Raw genomic sequence first — 16,182 nt, 5'->3', positions numbered from 1 at the left:
CCCCTCACAGGGCCGGTGTCTTGAAATCGGAGCCTGACAGCATGGTGTGCAGCTTGTATTCGCTGTCTGCACCCTGCCGGTAAAGGTCGATTGTTATGCGAGCAAGTTCGCGCGCCTCGGCGCAGTCGCGTGACCAGCCGCGCTCTGCGCAAAGCTTGTCAAAGGCCTTCTGCACGATCGCAAGCTCCACAGCACCAATCCAGCGGTCCGCAGGCGCATCCGTTCCGATCTTCGGCTGCATGATCTCCTCCCGATCGCTCCGTAAAGATGCTGCCAAACGCATGAAGGGGCATAGAGTTCCATACAAAATACAGGACGCAATAATTTTCCTGGGAGGCCCTATGCACAGCCCGGTTCAGGGCGTCGGGCGACGCGGCAGTCGCCTTGAAAAGAAAAATAAACACATTTCGCTGCCGCCCCCGGACAGCAGGTCGGACCCACTCCCTTCTATGGCGCGGCGCCAAAAAAGGCGAGCCGGGTGAAGATCGTATAGTCCGCTTCCGAGACCATGAGTGCAACGAAAACCAGCACCAGCAGCGGCGGCAGCAGGATGGCATAGACCAACGCCAGCCGTTCCCAGGCCATGTGCATGAAGACGGCGACGATCAGGCCGGCTTTCAACATCATGAACAGCAGGATCAGCGTCCACCTGAGATAACCCTGGATGCCGAGATAATCGACCATGTAGGAAAAGGCGCTGAGCACGAAGAGCAGTCCCCAGACCAGCAGATAGAGCCGGATCGGGTGCTGCTGTCCGTGTTCCTGTGCCTGTACCGTCGGGCCTTGCGCATGTGCCGTTGTCTCGCTCATGACGACCTCACCACAGATAAAAAAACGCGAAGATGAAGACCCAGACCAGGTCGACGAAGTGCCAGTAGAGGCCCATGATCTCGACGGCCTCGTAGCGGCCTTTCCGGCTGGTGAAGAAGCCGCGCCGTTCCACATCGAAATCGCCTCGCCAGACCTTGCGGGCGATAATGAGGAGGAAAATGACGCCAATGGTGACATGCGTGCCGTGAAAGCCCGTTATCATGAAGAAGGTCGAGCCGAACTGCGCAGCACCCCACGGATTTTCCCATGGTCGCACGCCCTCGGTGATCAGTTTCGTCCATTCGAAGGCCTGCATGCCGACGAAGGTTGCCCCGAGAAGTGCCGTCAGCAGCATCAGTACAGCTGTCATGCGGCGTTCGCGGCGATAGCCGAAATTGACCGCCATCGCCATGGTGCCGCTGCTGGAGATCAACACGAAGGTCATGATCGCGATGAGGATCAGCGGAACGTCCTGGCCGCCGATATGGAGCGCGAAGACCTCGCTCGGATTGGGCCAGGGGACCGGCGTCGACATGCGGGCGGTCATATAGGCGATCAGGAAACAGCCAAAGACGAACGTGTCGCTGAGCAGAAAGATCCACATCATCGCCTTGCCCCAGGAGGCGGTCTTGAAGGCGCGCTGATCCGAACTGAAATCGGCCGCGACACCGCGAAGACCTGCCAGCCTGAGACCGGGCTCGCCATGTGTCTGGACAGGATGTGCCATCTGCAAATCTCCTAGTTCAGTAATGTGCGGCAGAGATCGACGAAATCATTCGCCCAGCCGGCAAAGAGTGCAAAGAGCAGAAGCCAGACGGCGAGCATGAAATGCGAATAGATGGCCGAAAGGTCGACGCTGAGCCGCAACCTCTCGGGTTGAACGTCGGCTGAAAATGCCCTGACCGTCGTGTGCGCGAGCACGGCAAGCCCGCCCAGAATATGCAAGCCATGCAGGCCGGTCAGCATGTAGAAGAAGCTGTTGGCGGGATTGTCGGCAAGCACATAGCCGGCTGCGGTCAGCTCCCGCCATGCCTGGATCTGCCCAACGAGAAAGAAGACCGAGAGCGTAAGTCCTGTCACAAGTGCCGGCCGCAGGCTTTCCATGCGGCTGTGCCGCGCTTCGCGTTTGGCCCATTGCAGCGCAGCACTGCTAAGCGCGAGTGCTGCGGTGTTCACCCAGAGCAGGCGCGGAATTGGCATCCCCCACCAGTCGGCCGAGGCCATGCGCATGAAATAGGCGCTGACGGCAAGGCTGAAGATCGCTCCGACGACGCCGAGAAACACGAAGAGGCCGATCTTGACCGCCGGCACCTGTGACCGCTGCCGCTCGGCGTCGTCATGGGCCGGCAGTTGCACCGACCCGGTTTCGAGCCACGGCTTCGAGGTCAGCCGCTGCCCGGCCAGCCACCAGATCATGACGGCGCCGACCGCGGCGAGGAAGAGCAGCATGACATTCATGCCGGAACCTCCCGTGTGACGCCGCCGCTTGCCGGCACATTCTGCGGAATGAAATCCTCGGCCGCTCCCGGCACGCTGTAATCATAGGCCCAGCGGTAGACGACAGGCAGATCCTTGCCCCAGTTGCCGTGCGCCGGCGGCGTCTGCGGCGTCTGCCATTCGAGCGTCGTCGCCCGCCATGGATTGCCGCCCGCCTCCCTGCCCCGGAAAAGGCTCCAGACCAGGTTGAACAGGAAGATGATTTGTGCCGCCCCGACGATCAGCGCCATGACGGTGATGAAAATGTTCAGCGTATGGGCCGAAGGCGGAACGAAGGCCGTCTCTCCCATCTCGAAATAGCGGCGCGGCACGCCGAGCAGGCCGAGATAATGCATCGGAAAGAAGATCGCATAGGTGCCGAGGAAGGTGATCCAGAAGTGGATATGGCCGAGCACATCGTTCAGCATGCGTCCCGTCACCTTCGGATACCAGTGGTAGATCGCCCCGAAGATGACGAGGATCGGCGCGACACCCATGACCATGTGGAAATGCGCGACGACGAACATCGTATCCGACAGCGGCACGTCGACGACGACATTGCCGAGGAACAGGCCGGTCAGGCCGCCATTGACGAAGGTGACGATGAAAGCGAGCGCAAAGAGCATCGGCAGCGTCAGGTGGATGTCGCCGCGCCACAGCGTCAGCACCCAGTTATAGACCTTGATCGCCGTCGGGACGGCGATGATCAGCGTCGTGGTGGCGAAGAAGAAGCCGAAGGCCGGGTTCATGCCGCTGACATACATGTGGTGCGCCCAGACGACGAAGCTTAAGCCCCCGATGATCACGATTGCCCAGACCATCATCCGATAGCCGAAGATGTTCTTGCGCGCATGTGTGCTGATCAGGTCCGAAACGATGCCGAAAGCAGGCAGTGCCACGATATAGACCTCCGGATGCCCGAAGAACCAGAACAGGTGCTGGAACAGGATCGGGCTGCCGCCGCCATGCTGCAGCTGCGTGCCCATTTCAATGATGGCAGGCATGAAGAAGCTGGTGCCGAGCAGGCGGTCGAACATCATCATCACGCAGGCGACAAAAAGGGCCGGAAAGGCGAGCAGCGCCATCACGGTCGCGGTGAAAATGCCCCAGACGGTGAGCGGCATGCGCATCAGCGTCATGCCGCGCGTGCGTCCCTGCAGCACGGTCACCACATAGTTCAGGCCGCCCATGGTGAAGCCGATGATGAAGACGATCAGCGAGGTGAGCATCAGCAGGATGCCCCAGTCCTTGCCGCCGGGCGTGCCTGACAGAACCGCCTGCGGCGGATAAAGCGTCCAGCCGGCCCCTGTCGGGCCGCCGGGGACGAAAAAGCCAGCGACCAGGATCAGCACCGCGACAAGATAGATCCAGTAGCTCAGCATGTTCGCGTAGGGGAAAACCATGTCGCGCGCGCCGACCATCAGCGGAATGAGGTAATTGCCGAAACCGCCGAGAAAAAGCGCGGTCAGGAGATAGATCACCATGATCATGCCGTGCATGGTGATGAACTGGTAATAGTGATCGGCGTCGATGAAGGCGAAATAGCCGGGAAAGGCGAGCTGCAGCCGCATCAGCCAGGAGAGCACCAGTGCCACCATGCCGATCGAGATCGCGGTGACCGAATATTGCACGGCGATGATCTTGGCATCCTGGCTGAACACATATTTCGTCCACCAGCTTTTTGGATGATAGAGCTCGACATCCTCGACTTCGGCGGAGGGGATGCTGCCGGATGGAATCTCGACCATGATCTCTCTTCCCTTTCCTTCCCGATCCGCCGGTTCACCAACCGGCAAGCCTTCTGTTTCGCCGGTTCAGTTTGCCGGCGGCGGCTCTTCCGATGATGCCGTGAGCTGGGTGAATGTCTGCTGCTGATCGAGCCAGGCCTGATAGTCCGCCGCCTCTTCAACCACGACTGTACCGCGCATTTGCGGATGGCCGACGCCGCAGAGTTCCGCACAGAGGATCTCGAAGCTTCCCGTCCGGGTCGGCGTGAACCAGAAATAGGTGACCATGCCGGGGATCATGTCCATCTTGGCGCGGAATTCCGGCACGTAGAAATCGTGGAGAACGTCAACGGAGCGCAGCAATATGTGCACGGGCTTGCCGATAGGCAGATGCAACTCGCCGCCCTCGATGATGACGTCGTCGAGGCCGTTTGCGTCGTTCTTGTCGAGGCCGAGCGGGTTCTCGGGGGTAACGTCGCGCGTCTCCGCGCGGCCGAGCTTTCCGTCGGCGCCCGGCAGGCGGAAGCTCCACAGCCATTGCTGGCTGACGACCTCCACCGATGCGGCATCGGCAGGCACTGTGATGAACTGGTTCCACACGATGAGGCCGGGGGCCAGCATGGCGGCGACGCCGACCGCCGTTCCCGAGGCGAGCAACACTTCCAGCCTGCGGTTCTCGGGCTCGTAATGCGCCCGGTTGCCCGGCTTGTGCCGGAAGCGGAACACGCAATAGGCCATGAAGGAAATCACCGCCACGAAGACGACGCCGGTGATCCAGAAGGTGATGACGAGCGTGCTGTCGATATAGCTCCAGTTGGACGCGATCGGCGTCCACCACCACGGGCTCAGCACATGAAACAGCACGGAGCCAACGACAACAAGGACGAGGATCAGCACGACAGCCATTTCCGCTCCTCCCTGAGCAGTCGACCGTGAAACCGTATTCCGCAAAAGTCCGTATTTACTATCGCATAACTGGAAAATATCTGCAATTACGGCAATTTAGGCATGTGCCATCGGCCACTACCCGGCATTTGGAGTATGATCCGTCACTGGGAATATTGCTTGAGGTAAGCGATGAGATTGGTGATCTCCTGGTCGTCCTTGACGCCGACGAAGGCCATTTTCGTGCCCTTCACCTTCCCTTTCGGATTGTGCAGGTAGTCGCGCAGCGTCGCCTCGTCCCAGACGAGACCACCCTCGCCGGCCGCCTTCATACCGGTCGAATAGGCGAAATTGGGATGCGTTCCGGCCGTTCGGCCGAACAACTTGTTCAAGGATGGGCCGACCTTGTTCGTATCGGAATCGACGACATGACAGGTCGCGCATTTCTTGAAAACAACGGCACCCGCCGTCGCATCGCCCTCCTGCGCCTCGGCGCTGCCAGGACAAAGGGCAACCACGGATGTACAGATCAGCAAAACAGCACGGTAATCCACGGCAAACCTCATCCTCCTAAAGGTCGCCCAGCCACTCCCACCTTCCACCGATATTGACGCGGATGGCGGTTGCGATCCTTCAAAACTTAGTCCTTCGCGGGAACAAGTCAATCGGTGCCGTAACACCGGCCCGTCCGCAAACGGGAACCTGTGGCAGCGCCGGATGTTCGGCAACCGTCGGGGAAGGAAAGGCGTGACCATGACAGAGAAAAAATCCGGATCCGTCGACGGGAGCATCGAAGCGAGTATCTTTTCCGCCGAAGACGCGCGCGGCGGCGAAATCATCCTGCGGACTCTTCTGCTCCGTTCCCACAATGCCCTGCCCAGGCGATCGGACTTCGTGTCGGATAATAAATCGGCTCAAGCGCATCACTCAGGACCGCTCAGTCCTAGTCATCAGTCCTGGGACACCATCGCCCCTACCCTGCAGCTTGCCGAGAAGTGCTTGCAGAGCAGAACGCAACACCTCCAGGTCCCTTTCGCCAAGGAGCTGCGACCACAGTTCTTCGACGCGCTTGCCGGTGGCCATCGCGAGCGGACGTATCTGCTTTCCGCGTTCCGTAAGGAAAACCAGGCGTGCTCGCTTGTCGGTTGGATGCGGCCGCCGCTCGACATAGCCTAGTTTCTCCAACTCCTCCACAGCCTGCGCCATCGATTGCTTGCGCACGCCCGCCTTCACCGTCAGTTCGGACACCTGAATCCCTTCGGGCGGCACGAAGCTGAAGACATTCGCGTGATGTGGGCGGATGTCGCCGAAACCCGATTGGTCCAGCGCCTCGTCGACTGCTGACGAAAAATGCTGGTGAGCAAGCCTCAGCAGGACGCCGAGCGAATACGGAGCGGGAACAGAGTCTATGGGCATATTGACAGGTGCCTGTCTATTTGATTCAGATAGACAGGCACCTTACTAAATCCGACTCAAGGAATAAAGCCATGCCTTCACTGCAAGTTCTCAATTCCACGATGTTCTATCGCGACTCCGGGACCGGAACCCCATTCGTGTTCCTACACGGCAATCCGACGTCGTCCTATGTCTGGCGAAACGTCATTCCGCATGTCGGCTCGCCTGCCCGCAGCCTCGCTCCTGACCTCATTGGCATGGGTCAGTCCGGAAAGCCGGACATCGCCTACCGCTTCTCCGATCATGCCGAGTATCTCGACGCCTGGTTCGAAAAGTTGGCGCTCGACCAAGTGATCCTCATCGGCCACGATTGGGGCGGCGCGCTCGCCATGGACTGGGCAACTCGACGTCCGGGCCGAGTCCGGGGCATAGTCCTCATGGAGACGATCCTGCGGCCGATGACTTGGAATGATTTTCCCGGCCTGCATCGGCTCCGATACGAGACGATCCGCGCGGCCGGCATGGGCGAAGCCAAGGTTCTAGATGAGAACTTCTTTATCGAGCAGGCGCTCACGGTTACCATCCAGTCCGGCCTGAGCGCCGAGGTTCACGATATCTACCGGCAGCCTTATCCCACTCGAGAAAGCAGGCGTCCCCTGCTCGCCTGGCCGAGAGAAATGCCGATAGAGGGCGAACCCATCGATACGGTGAGACGCATCGAAGCCTACGACGCCTGGCTGGCGAATTCGCCGGAAACCCCCAAACTGCTGCTGACCTTCGACGACCCGGATGGCACCCTCATGATCGGACCGGAAATGTCACGTTGGGCGCAGGAGAACATCTCCAGCCTAGAGGTAAGGGCATGCGGACCGGCTGCGCACATCTGCCCGGAAGATCAGCCGGAGATCATCGGCAAGGCCATCGCCGCATGGGCGGACCGTCATAAGCCACGTTGAAGCACGTCAGGATGCGGCCATCGCATTGTAGGTGGCCGCCGATATCATCGGGGCGGAAAATGGCCCGGGAACGTCGGCAATGCGATCATCTTGGGCCATAGCGCACTCGAACCCGAATTTTCGGAACGGGTCGCACTTTGCCATCTGCAAGGCTGTTGTGTGACGTGAAAGTCGCATTGTCGCTTAGGGTGTCATTTCGCGCCTTACCGGAACCACCCCATGATCGCAATATCAGGCGCCATCGTCGCTGGACCAACGGACACCGGCGGCATCCGCCGCATCGATGAAGGCTTCCCGCGCCTCGTCGGGCAGAATATGGCCCTCCAGGACGGCCGCGAAGGACGCCAGCGCGTGTTCGAAGGCCAGACCGTGGGTGACGGGCCATTTTTCGGCAAGAAGCGCCGCCGCATGGCCCGTTCCACGCACGGTAATAAGGCTCTCCTGGCCGGGAAGCCGGATATGCAAGGGTGTAGTCCAATCTGGCATGATGACTAGCGGCGCTGCCTTGGCTCGATCGTTTCCGCCCCCAAACGCGGCGACCAGCATAAAGTTCCCGCCCAGGCACTCCTGATGTCCCGAACGGAATCACCATTTGGTGACAAGCCGGAAGCCTCGGGCGCGCGCAGGCTGAATGGACGGCAGGAATCCGCCAGATCGAATGCAACCGGGAACTTCGGCCGTAGTGCCGAGTCTGAAGGCCAACGAAGAGGAAGGTCATGGACAAGGCGCTTTATGCGGCCGGCAATAACATATTGCTTGCGAGGATCGACGAGGAGGCAAGACGACATCTTGCACCTCATCTGGAGCCGCTTGGTCTGCCGCGGGGCTTTGCGCTTTCGACCTCGGGCCATCAGGTGAAATATTGCTACTTCATCGAGGAAGGCATCGCCTCGATCATTGCGAGATCGGCGGCCGAACGATCGAGCGAGGTCGGCATCGTCGGGCGCGAAGGCATTGTGCCGCTGACGCCGATCCTCGACAGCACACATGCGACCTTCGACATTTTCGTACAGCTGGAAGGCCATGGTTCGCGCATCGCCGTCGAGCCGTTGCAGGAAGCGCTAGAGGCCGTGCCATCGCTGCGCAGGCTCCTGAACCGCTATGTCCAGACCTTCATCATCCAGGCGGCTTTCACCTCGCTCGCCAATGCCAATGACTCCATCGAGTCACGGTTGGCGCGCTGGATCCTGATGTGCCACGACCGCATCGACGGCGACCGCATCGGCCTGACGCACGAGTTCCTGGCCCTCATGCTGTCTGTCAGGCGCGCCAGCATCACCACCGCGCTGCATGATCTCGAAGGCAGGCAGCTGATCTTGTCGGAGCGCAGCATAGTCATTGTCCGCGACCGGGCGGGCCTCGAAGAATTCGCCGGCGATTCCTACGGTCGCGCGGAGCAGGAATATCGCCGGCTTATCGGCGAGCTCAAACAGCCGGACACTGTTTAGCGATGATAGTTCGGTCCAGCGCCAATCCGCCTAGTGATAGTAGCCGATATCGTGCGCGATGCGCTGGCGGGCACGGTTCACCCGGCTCTTGATGGTGCCGATCGGGCAATGAAAGTGGTCTGCCGCTTCCTCATAGGAGCGCCCGTCCACAAAGACGAAAGCGAAGGCGGCGCGGTAAGGCTCCGGCAGGTGTCCGCAGGCGGCTTCCAGCTCATGGCCGCGCAGATGCCATTCCTGATCCGCCGGCACGCTGCCCTGTGAGGAGGCGCACTCGTCCGCACCGAGCGTCTCGCGCTGCCTGAGGCGGAAGCGCGTGCAGAAGGCATTGCGCATGATCGTGAACAGCCAGGATTTCATCCTCGTGCCCTGTTTGAACTGCTCGATATTGCCGAGCGCCCTGACAAGCGTTTCCTGCACGAGGTCGTCCGCATCGGCGGACGATCGGTAAAAGGTGCGGGCAAATGCCCTGAGCGCTGGTATGAGCGCCACCACCTCCTCCTGGAGAATTTCGGTGGAATGTTTCATAGTCCAGCTCCCTGGCCCGCAAGGGCCGTTGATGGAGAGACCTACAGCATCGAAGGTCCCAAGTGCTCAGGGGAAAAGGGGGCAGCCTGCTGTTCGTTCCATAAACGGCATATTGGTACGATACCGCACAATGGGGCGCTGACTGCATCCGAAGCCGGCCGACCATCAGCTGCCGTTTTCGTGGGCCGCAAAAAGCGCCTTGGCGATCTGTGCAAGTGCGGCAGGGCTTTCGCTGAGCCGGTAACCGCCGTATCCCGCGGGAATATCCGTATCGGCGTGAGATATCGCAAAGACAAAGGGTATTCCGGCATCCTGCAGCCGCTCGGCGAGCGCAAACACCGTCTCCCCTTCGATACGGATATCCAGGATGGCAGCATCCACCCTGGTTATATCGAACAGCGCAAGGCCGATTTCGACTGACGATGCAGGCCCGACGATGACGGCCCCGGCCTGTTCCAGCGCAAGCCGCACCGCGTCGGCAATCAGATCACCGCTTTCGACAATGAGCAGATGCTTTCCCGCCATGAGCCTGAGATCGCCGATCTCCATCCATCCCCGCAATCGCCTCATCCCCCGGGGATCAGGCTGAGTGTCCCTAACTGTTCACCGCAGCAATGGTTTCCGGCGCAAGGTCAGGATATCCAACCGGCCTGCAGAAAGGCAACGAAAGCGGTCTGTTCCGGCCCGGCGGCCCATGGCAAACTCTGCCGCACGTATCGATGCAGGGCGCATCGAACATGACTTTGCTGGAGGCCGTCTTGCCACTGAACCGATTGGTGATCTACGCCGGCGATGTCGAGAAGACCGCCGCATTCTACGAGACACATTTCGGCTTCAAGCCCATGCCGCTGCCCGGCGACCGGATTGTCGAGCTGGTTTCGCAGGACGGCGGCGCCAATATCATGCTGCATCGGGCCGCCAGGGGACAGCGCAGCGGGCAGTCCGTCGTCAAGCTGGTCTTCGATGTCGAGAACGTTGAAGCCTTCTGCGCCGAATGCGCCGGCAACGGCCTGACATTCGGGCCGATCCATGAGACGGACGGCTACGTCTTTGCCAATGCCAAGGACCCATGCCAGAATTCGATCCAGGTTTCCAGCAGAGCCTTCCGGACAGAGCGTTGAGGACTTCCCGAAGCCTCGGCCCAGCCTTTCACTTGCGCGGCAGGTCCAGGAGATCCTGCACGTGCCTGTTAACGGCCTCCGCACTCTTCTCTGCAGAAAGCAAGGTGACATCGAGATTGAGCGTATTGGCATGCTCGGGATCGAGCACCTGCAGCGTCCGGCTTCGCTCCCGCGACGCCTCGGCATTGACCGATTTCAGCCGCTCGCGCCGCTCCGGTATCGCCACCCGCCGCGCCAGTTCCTCTGCCTCGCAAAGCAATCGCACCGGCACCAGCAGCGACCCGCGCTGCTCGGCAGCATCGGCGATCTGCCTGAAGGTCCGATGACTACGCTGGTCGCCCTGAAAGCCGGCATGGGTGAAGATGAAATTGGCCGACGGTGCGCTGAAAGCGACGATCGTATCCAGAACCGCCTGCCGCACCCTGCCCGTCTGCTCCCAGATCTCCTCCGGCAACGGCTTCGTCAGATCATGATCGAGAACCCCGAGCACCGGATTGTTGACCCAGTGATTGTCGATGATCCTTGCTGAAAAGAGCGGGCTCAGCCGCTTGGCGATGGTGAGCTTGCCGGTGCCTGGAAAGCCGATGAGCAGGAGGAAAAGGCTGGTCATCAGAGTGTGTCAGTCGAGCCAATTCTCGATGTCGCGGGGGCCGTAGACGACCGCCACCACGAAGATGCCATAAGGCATCGGCTCATAAACGGCGATGTAACGCCCTTCTATCAGAATCCGCGCCGTGGGGCTGAGATCGGGACGCATCGACCCCATGTGTGGATGCTCGGCCGCCAGCTCGGCCTTGTCCAGAATTCGCCGCAACAGCGCGTCGGCAGCGCGCTCGTTGTCGGGCGCAATGGCACGCCAGATGTCGCGCAGATCTTCTTCGGCGCGCGGGCTGAGAATGTATTTAGCCACGCTTGCGCGCTTCCGCCTTCAGCTCCGCCAGAAGCGTGTCGGCAGTGACGCTACGCCCCTCGCCACTCGCCATGCCTTCGTCGTAAGCTTTTTTTAGGCGTGCCAGCTCCATCTGCCGGACTTCCTCCCGCTGCTCCCATAGGCGCAGCGCATCGCGCACGATTTCGCTGTTGGAGGCATAGCCGCCACTTTCGACGGCGTTTTCCAACATGGACGCCTGATGCGGCGTGAGGGATATAGTGAGGGTGCGCATGTTCGTAGCCTTCATTTTCCAACTCTATAGCACACCTCGCAAAATCTAACAAATATTGTTAGATATTGCGGGCGGTGGAAGCCCGCGGCCGGGCGCATCTCGAATATTGGATACCGGCCGAAGAGATGGACAGCTTCAACGCCGCCATCGTCGGCATGATCGAGGTGACGCAGGCATTCCCGTGATCTCCGCCTACTTGCAAACAGCTCTTCCGCCCCTGCGCGACATGAGATCGAAGTGGAAATGGTTCCAGTGTTCGGGATTGTAGCCCGGGCCGAGCACCGTCGTGAAATAATTGCAGCTGTCGCTGCGCACGGCCTTCAGGAGGCGCCCTTCGCGAAAGGAGAACAGCCCCTTCTTGCGCACGTCGATCTTGTGGCCGTTCTTCAGCACGAACTTGCCGACATCGATGGCATTGCCCTTCGCATGCTCTGAAATCGGATTGTATCTCTGACGGCTGTTGTTCATGCGCCGGCAGGAATAGCCGCCGAGCGGCTCGATGGTCTGAATGCCGGTCCAGTAACGGAAGCGGGCCGATGGTGCGAGCTCGTTCTTCACCCATTTGGCGAAGGCGAGTGTCACCTGGCAGTTCAGGATCACCGCCGGCTTGACGCCGATATTGCCGGAGAGGCCCTTCAGCGACACCGGATATGGCACCTGGCAGGCCGGCCCGTTGGAGATCGGCGGGCGATCCTCGAAGATGACGCCCATGCGCTTCAGCTCGCGCCGGCAGGAGATCTCCGAGGCAGGCATGGCGCCGGGATCGATCGGGGCTGCCGACTCGCTCATCATGGGATTGTTCGGCCGCAGCATGGCGACCTCTTCCGGCTCGTCCTCTTCCGGCACGCGTGTCGGCGCCATAACCGGGCTGCCGTCGCTCCAGGTCTGGGCACCATTGTCCCGAGCGGTACGCACCGGCGCGCGGCTCATCTGGCTGGCCGCGACCGGTTGCGGCATGTTCCGCTGATTGATCTGCGTGGGACTTTCCGTGCCGATACCGTCGACGACAGGTTCGGTGGTATTGCCCTCGGCGATCTGCTGTTGTTGCTCCTGCGCCAGGCCGACGACCGGCTGATTGCCCGGCCCGGCACCGAGCTCCTCGTCCATGTTGACGCCGCCCTGGGGAATGGCGAGCGGCTGCACGCCACCCCAGTTGCCGCTGGATGCCGGTTGCTGGCTCTGTTGTGCCAGGGCTTCATCGCTATCGATCATTGGCAGGCGCCGCTGCCCTTGCTGCGGCACGGCCATGGGCGCCGATTGCTGTGCCGGCGCGCGCATTTGCTGGCCCGTTCCGGCAAGGTTTGGTGTATCGAGATAATCGATCTGCCCCTGCGTATTGCCGACGGGCGCGCTGGCGACGGGATAGGGTTGCTGGCTCTGAACCGGGGCCATGCGCATGGCCCCGCCCCGCGCCGGCGTGATCGAACTGACGCGCGTGCTGCTATCGACATTCTCAGGCGGCACCAGCCCATCGCTGACCGAACAGGTCGTCAACGCCGTAGAAAGCAGGACTGGCAGGGCGGTACGCCGGAGAAGGGAAAGAAACGCCATACTTATCGCTTCCGCATGCGGCCTGTGATCGGAAAACCTCGATTCAAATTTAATTAAAAACGGTGAATGAAAGCTTTACGTGTGGAGAATGACTGACAGGGAGCGTCGGCACTCGTTAGAGAGGTATCTCTACACCGCGGGGCTAAAGCGTATCCACCACACCTGCGAGCTGTTGCCATGAGCCGGCTTGCTATAACTTTCCGGCAAACTTCGAGAAGCAGACCCGATGATCCCACCCGAGATCCGCATGGAAGACCTCCGCACGCTTGAAGAGTCCCTGCATCACCCGGAGATACGTCGCTCCCGCGAAGCTCTCGAAGACCTGCTGGCAGATGGCTTTGGCGAATTCGGCGCATCCGGGACGGTTTATCGCCGCGACGTTATGATCGGGCTTCTGCTGCAGGAAGACGACAGCGCCGACAACGGCGAACTGCATTCCGGCGACTATGCCTTGACGCCGATTTCGGCCGATGCCGCCCTGCTGACCTATCGTACCTGGCGCACGCAGGCTAATGGATCAGAGCGGCATGTGCTGCGCAGCTCCATCTGGAAACACGATGGACGGCGATGGCAGATGCTCTTCCACCAGGGCACGCCGGCCCGGCTATAGCCTCGCAACTGATTGCCGATTGAGCTCTGACGATCCGGCAAATGCTGATCGTTGCTTTCGGACCTATTGGCATCTCAAGCCAGCACCATAACTACTGCACCAGCAGCCCGGTCCTTTTACTCTGGAAAGCAGCGGATGGAAGCAGCGGTAAGCAAACTGTTCGAGCGCTATGAACGCCTTTTCCGGCAGGCCCTCGCCGGCAGAGCCGATATGGATGAGGTCGCCACCCTCTATGCCTCAGATATCATCGCCGCATCGCCCGCCGGGGTCATGTCGGGCAAGAATGACGATGAGCTCAAGCGGATGATGTCGCAGGGTTATGAGCACTATCGCGCCATTGGCACGAAGGAGATGACACTTCGGCATGTTCGCCTCTCGCCAATCGATGAGAGCCATTGCGTGGCGCATGTCGCCTGGACGGCGACTTATGCCCGCAAGAGCGAGCCGGACACGAAAATCGACTTCGATGTCCATTACCTCGTGCAGGTTCTGGATGGGGAAGCGAAAGTCTTCGGCTGGGTTTCGGGCGACGAGCAGGCGCTCTTGAAGCAACACGGTATTGGCTGACGCTTGCTGCCAGGCCTGATTTGCCTTCGGAGGAAAAACAAAGGGCCGCGGCTGCAATGCCACGGCCCTTTCTCGTCAGATCGTTACCAGCCTATCAAGCAGCCCGGCCGTATCGTGCACCCTGCCCGGCCTGGCCGCGCAGCTGGAATTTCGACAGCAGCGCCCGCAGCTGCTGGCTCTCTTCCGCCAGCGTCTGGCTGGCGGCCGTCGTCTCCTCGACCATCGCGGCGTTCTGCTGGGTCATCTGGTCCATGTGGTTGACCGAGGTGTTGATCTCATGCAGCCCGGTTGCCTGTTCGCGGGCCGCCGTCGCAATCGAGTCGACATGGGCATTGACGCGGTTCACCAGCGCCTCGATCTCGACCAGCGCATCGCCCGTGGAGCGCACCAGCGCCACGCCGCCTTCGACTTCGGCTGCCGAACTCGAAATCAGCGTCTTGATCTCCTTGGCCGCATTTGCCGAGCGTTGGGCAAGCTCACGCACCTCTTGTGCCACGACAGCAAAACCGCGGCCGGCTTCGCCTGCACGCGCCGCTTCCACGCCGGCGTTGAGCGCCAGGAGGTTCGTCTGGAAGGCGATTTCGTCGATCACGCCGATGATCTGGTTGATGCGGCTCGAACTATCCTCGATGCGGCTCATGGCCGAGACGGCATTGCGGACGATCTCGCCGGACTTGCCGGCACTCGTCTTCGTCTCCGCCACCATGCTGCGCGCCTCGTTGGCGCGCTCGGAGGCGGTGCGAACCGTGGCGGTGATTTCGTCGAGCGCCGCTGCCGTCTCTTCGAGCGCTGCAGCCTGCTGCTCGGTGCGCTTGGAAAGATTGCCGGTCGCCTGGCTGATATCGCGGGCGCTGTCATTGACGACATGGCTCGATTCCGCAATCGCATGGATGACGCCGTTGAGCGCATCGACCGCCGCGTTGAAGTCGGAACGGAGCTTGGCATAATCCTGGCCGATATCGTCGATCGCAACCGTCAGATCACCGGCCGCAAGCCGCTCCAGCCCGGCGCCGAGCGCGTGCATCGCCGCCGTCTGGCGTTCGGAGGACGAGCGCAGGCTCGCCTCGTTGCCGCGCCGTTCGCTTTCGATCTCCTGCTGGCGCTCGTCTTCGCGAATGCGGAGTTCTGCCCGCTCTGCAACGGAATCACGCAGCACGATCAGCGATTTCGCCATCTGGCCGATCTCGTCGCGCCGATCGGCATCCGTGATATCAACCGAGGCATTCTCATCGGCAATCGCATTCATCGCCGCCTTCAGGCGCGCAACCGGCGCCGTCACGCTGCGCACGATCGCATAGGCGATGGCAATGGTAGCGAGCGCGCCGATGAGACCGACCACGGTCGTCCAGATCGCATTCTGATAATAGAGCGCTGCAAGGTCGTCCGCATAGACACCTGTGCCGACGATCCAGCCCCAGGGCGCAAAGCCCGCCACATGCGAATATTTCAGCACAGGCTGGTCCGCGCCCGGCTTCGGCCAGTAGTAATCGACGAAGCCCTGCCCGCTCGCCTTCACCGTATTGACGAATTCGACGAACAGGAATTTCCCGTTCGGGTCCTTGTTCTGCGAAAGATCCGTGCCGTTGAGCTCAGGCTTGACCGGATGCATCACCATGGTGGGATGCATGTCGTTGATCCAGAAATAGCCGGTTCCGCCGCCATAGCGCATGGCGGCAATCACGTCCTTGGCCGCCGCCTGCGCCTGCTCGCGGGTCATCGTGCCTGCCTGCTCCAGCTTGTAGTACTTGTCGAAGATCGCAAGCGCCGTGGCATCCATCTGCGCCAGGCCGGCTTTGCGCTCGGCTTCCAGCTCCCGATAGGAATAGTTGAGGAAGAAGATCATCGTTGCGGCCAGCACGGCGAGCGCGAAGGCGACGAGACTGTAGAGGCGGGTTGAAATCCTGATGTTGCGCATGGGGTTCCGGCGGCTCTCGTGTGTGACAATCAG

Annotated in this window: 21 protein-coding genes; 5 read left to right on the top strand and 16 right to left on the bottom strand. The window is 60.9% G+C overall.

The features are described 5' to 3' along the window. Positions 1-4 precede the first annotated feature (4 nt). The 8 genes from H4W29_RS32145 to H4W29_RS32110 all read right to left on the bottom strand — a co-directional run bounded on the left by H4W29_RS32145 (position 5) and on the right by H4W29_RS32110 (position 6,314). On the bottom strand, positions 5-241 hold the full coding sequence (locus tag H4W29_RS32145; RefSeq protein ID WP_192732913.1) for a hypothetical protein: 237 nt from the start codon (positions 239-241) through the stop codon (positions 5-7). 206 nt (positions 242-447) lie between these two features. Further along, positions 448-810: a cytochrome C oxidase subunit IV family protein gene (locus H4W29_RS32140; RefSeq protein ID WP_192732912.1), complete on the bottom strand. Its 363-nt coding sequence runs from the start codon at positions 808-810 to the stop codon at positions 448-450. Positions 811-817: 7 nt separating this feature from the next. Then, positions 818-1,537: a heme-copper oxidase subunit III family protein gene (locus H4W29_RS32135; protein ID WP_192732911.1), complete on the bottom strand. Its 720-nt coding sequence runs from the start codon at positions 1,535-1,537 to the stop codon at positions 818-820. Between the two features lie 11 nt (positions 1,538-1,548). Then, entirely contained in the window at positions 1,549-2,268 is a 720-nt protein-coding gene (locus H4W29_RS32130; RefSeq protein ID WP_192732910.1) for a cytochrome c oxidase subunit 3, read from the bottom strand. Further along, positions 2,265-4,034, bottom strand: a complete 1,770-nt coding sequence (locus H4W29_RS32125) for a cytochrome c oxidase subunit I (RefSeq protein ID WP_192732909.1) — start codon at positions 4,032-4,034, stop codon at positions 2,265-2,267. Before H4W29_RS32125 ends, H4W29_RS32130 begins: the two co-directional genes overlap by 4 nt. Before the next feature lie 66 nt (positions 4,035-4,100). Further along, positions 4,101-4,919, bottom strand: coding sequence for a cytochrome c oxidase subunit II (locus H4W29_RS32120; protein WP_192732908.1), 819 nt, complete (start codon positions 4,917-4,919; stop codon positions 4,101-4,103). A gap of 143 nt (positions 4,920-5,062) precedes the next feature. Further along, positions 5,063-5,452 carry a c-type cytochrome gene (locus tag H4W29_RS32115; protein ID WP_312872522.1) on the bottom strand — a complete coding sequence of 130 codons (390 nt, stop codon included), beginning with the start codon at positions 5,450-5,452 and terminating at the stop codon, positions 5,063-5,065. A gap of 373 nt (positions 5,453-5,825) precedes the next feature. Next, positions 5,826-6,314, bottom strand: coding sequence for a MarR family winged helix-turn-helix transcriptional regulator (locus tag H4W29_RS32110; RefSeq protein ID WP_192732906.1), 489 nt, complete (start codon positions 6,312-6,314; stop codon positions 5,826-5,828). A 29-nt stretch (positions 6,315-6,343) separates the two neighbouring features. On the opposite strand from H4W29_RS32110, the gene H4W29_RS32105 reads away from it, so the two are divergent. Continuing rightward, the gene (locus H4W29_RS32105; RefSeq protein WP_312872553.1) at positions 6,344-7,249 is read left to right on the top strand and encodes a haloalkane dehalogenase; all 906 of its coding nucleotides are present in this window, start codon (positions 6,344-6,346) and stop codon (positions 7,247-7,249) included. 231 nt (positions 7,250-7,480) lie between these two features. On the opposite strand, the gene H4W29_RS32100 is transcribed toward H4W29_RS32105, so the two are convergent. Then, positions 7,481-7,714 (bottom strand): DUF982 domain-containing protein, encoded by a 234-nt coding sequence (locus H4W29_RS32100; protein WP_192732904.1) that lies wholly within the window; start codon positions 7,712-7,714, stop codon positions 7,481-7,483. Positions 7,715-7,965: 251 nt separating this feature from the next. On the opposite strand from H4W29_RS32100, the gene H4W29_RS32095 reads away from it, so the two are divergent. Next, a complete protein-coding gene (locus H4W29_RS32095) occupies positions 7,966-8,697 on the top strand; it encodes a Crp/Fnr family transcriptional regulator (protein WP_192732903.1) in 732 nt (243 codons plus the stop codon). Between the two features lie 30 nt (positions 8,698-8,727). Here H4W29_RS32095 and H4W29_RS32090 read toward each other — a convergent pair whose 3' ends face one another. Together H4W29_RS32090 and H4W29_RS32085 are read right to left on the bottom strand one after the other, a co-directional pair. Next, entirely contained in the window at positions 8,728-9,222 is a 495-nt protein-coding gene (locus H4W29_RS32090; protein WP_192732902.1) for a sigma-70 family RNA polymerase sigma factor, read from the bottom strand. Between the two features lie 165 nt (positions 9,223-9,387). Then, a complete protein-coding gene (locus tag H4W29_RS32085; protein ID WP_246517644.1) occupies positions 9,388-9,783 on the bottom strand; it encodes a response regulator in 396 nt (131 codons plus the stop codon). Positions 9,784-9,980: 197 nt separating this feature from the next. Between H4W29_RS32085 and H4W29_RS32080 the strand changes: the two genes are divergently transcribed. Further along, complete coding sequence (locus H4W29_RS32080; RefSeq protein ID WP_192733265.1) at positions 9,981-10,343, top strand: VOC family protein; 363 nt, start codon at positions 9,981-9,983, stop codon at positions 10,341-10,343. A gap of 28 nt (positions 10,344-10,371) precedes the next feature. Here H4W29_RS32080 and H4W29_RS32075 read toward each other — a convergent pair whose 3' ends face one another. The 4 genes from H4W29_RS32075 to H4W29_RS32055 all read right to left on the bottom strand — a co-directional run bounded on the left by H4W29_RS32075 (position 10,372) and on the right by H4W29_RS32055 (position 13,057). Then, complete coding sequence (locus tag H4W29_RS32075) at positions 10,372-10,953, bottom strand: DEAD/DEAH box helicase family protein (RefSeq protein ID WP_192732901.1); 582 nt, start codon at positions 10,951-10,953, stop codon at positions 10,372-10,374. A 9-nt stretch (positions 10,954-10,962) separates the two neighbouring features. Further along, complete coding sequence (locus H4W29_RS32070) at positions 10,963-11,253, bottom strand: type II toxin-antitoxin system RelE/ParE family toxin (RefSeq protein WP_192732900.1); 291 nt, start codon at positions 11,251-11,253, stop codon at positions 10,963-10,965. Further along, on the bottom strand, positions 11,246-11,506 hold the full coding sequence (locus tag H4W29_RS32065) for a type II toxin-antitoxin system ParD family antitoxin (RefSeq protein WP_192733264.1): 261 nt from the start codon (positions 11,504-11,506) through the stop codon (positions 11,246-11,248). Before H4W29_RS32065 ends, H4W29_RS32070 begins: the two co-directional genes overlap by 8 nt. A gap of 192 nt (positions 11,507-11,698) precedes the next feature. Beyond that, positions 11,699-13,057 carry an extensin-like domain-containing protein gene (locus H4W29_RS32055; protein ID WP_192732899.1) on the bottom strand — a complete coding sequence of 453 codons (1,359 nt, stop codon included), beginning with the start codon at positions 13,055-13,057 and terminating at the stop codon, positions 11,699-11,701. A gap of 226 nt (positions 13,058-13,283) precedes the next feature. Between H4W29_RS32055 and H4W29_RS32050 the strand changes: the two genes are divergently transcribed. Continuing rightward, positions 13,284-13,667, top strand: coding sequence for a nuclear transport factor 2 family protein (locus tag H4W29_RS32050; RefSeq protein ID WP_192732898.1), 384 nt, complete (start codon positions 13,284-13,286; stop codon positions 13,665-13,667). Positions 13,668-13,802: 135 nt separating this feature from the next. After that, positions 13,803-14,234: a DUF6841 family protein gene (locus tag H4W29_RS32045; protein WP_192732897.1), complete on the top strand. Its 432-nt coding sequence runs from the start codon at positions 13,803-13,805 to the stop codon at positions 14,232-14,234. Between the two features lie 94 nt (positions 14,235-14,328). Here H4W29_RS32045 and H4W29_RS32040 read toward each other — a convergent pair whose 3' ends face one another. Further along, entirely contained in the window at positions 14,329-16,149 is a 1,821-nt protein-coding gene (locus tag H4W29_RS32040; protein WP_192732896.1) for a methyl-accepting chemotaxis protein, read from the bottom strand. Positions 16,150-16,182: the final 33 nt, after the last annotated feature.

This window comes from Rhizobium viscosum, from assembly GCF_014873945.1.
GTDB lineage: Bacteria > Pseudomonadota > Alphaproteobacteria > Rhizobiales > Rhizobiaceae > Rhizobium > Rhizobium viscosum.
The sequence above is the reverse complement of the archived record's forward strand: the minus strand, read 5'-3'. Positions and strand labels throughout refer to the sequence as shown.

Coding starts and splice junctions, on each gene's coding strand:
- H4W29_RS32145 (WP_192732913.1), bottom strand. CDS start 241: ATGCAGCCGAAGATCGGAACGGATGCGCCTGCGGACCGCTGGATTGGT.
- H4W29_RS32140 (WP_192732912.1), bottom strand. CDS start 810: ATGAGCGAGACAACGGCACATGCGCAAGGCCCGACGGTACAGGCACAG.
- H4W29_RS32135 (WP_192732911.1), bottom strand. CDS start 1,537: ATGGCACATCCTGTCCAGACACATGGCGAGCCCGGTCTCAGGCTGGCA.
- H4W29_RS32130 (WP_192732910.1), bottom strand. CDS start 2,268: ATGAATGTCATGCTGCTCTTCCTCGCCGCGGTCGGCGCCGTCATGATC.
- H4W29_RS32125 (WP_192732909.1), bottom strand. CDS start 4,034: ATGGTCGAGATTCCATCCGGCAGCATCCCCTCCGCCGAAGTCGAGGAT.
- H4W29_RS32120 (WP_192732908.1), bottom strand. CDS start 4,919: ATGGCTGTCGTGCTGATCCTCGTCCTTGTTGTCGTTGGCTCCGTGCTG.
- H4W29_RS32110 (WP_192732906.1), bottom strand. CDS start 6,314: ATGCCCATAGACTCTGTTCCCGCTCCGTATTCGCTCGGCGTCCTGCTG.
- H4W29_RS32095 (WP_192732903.1), top strand. CDS start 7,966: ATGGACAAGGCGCTTTATGCGGCCGGCAATAACATATTGCTTGCGAGG.
- H4W29_RS32090 (WP_192732902.1), bottom strand. CDS start 9,222: ATGAAACATTCCACCGAAATTCTCCAGGAGGAGGTGGTGGCGCTCATA.
- H4W29_RS32075 (WP_192732901.1), bottom strand. CDS start 10,953: ATGACCAGCCTTTTCCTCCTGCTCATCGGCTTTCCAGGCACCGGCAAG.
- H4W29_RS32065 (WP_192733264.1), bottom strand. CDS start 11,506: ATGCGCACCCTCACTATATCCCTCACGCCGCATCAGGCGTCCATGTTG.
- H4W29_RS32055 (WP_192732899.1), bottom strand. CDS start 13,057: ATGGCGTTTCTTTCCCTTCTCCGGCGTACCGCCCTGCCAGTCCTGCTT.
- H4W29_RS32050 (WP_192732898.1), top strand. CDS start 13,284: ATGATCCCACCCGAGATCCGCATGGAAGACCTCCGCACGCTTGAAGAG.
- H4W29_RS32045 (WP_192732897.1), top strand. CDS start 13,803: ATGGAAGCAGCGGTAAGCAAACTGTTCGAGCGCTATGAACGCCTTTTC.
- H4W29_RS32040 (WP_192732896.1), bottom strand. CDS start 16,149: ATGCGCAACATCAGGATTTCAACCCGCCTCTACAGTCTCGTCGCCTTC.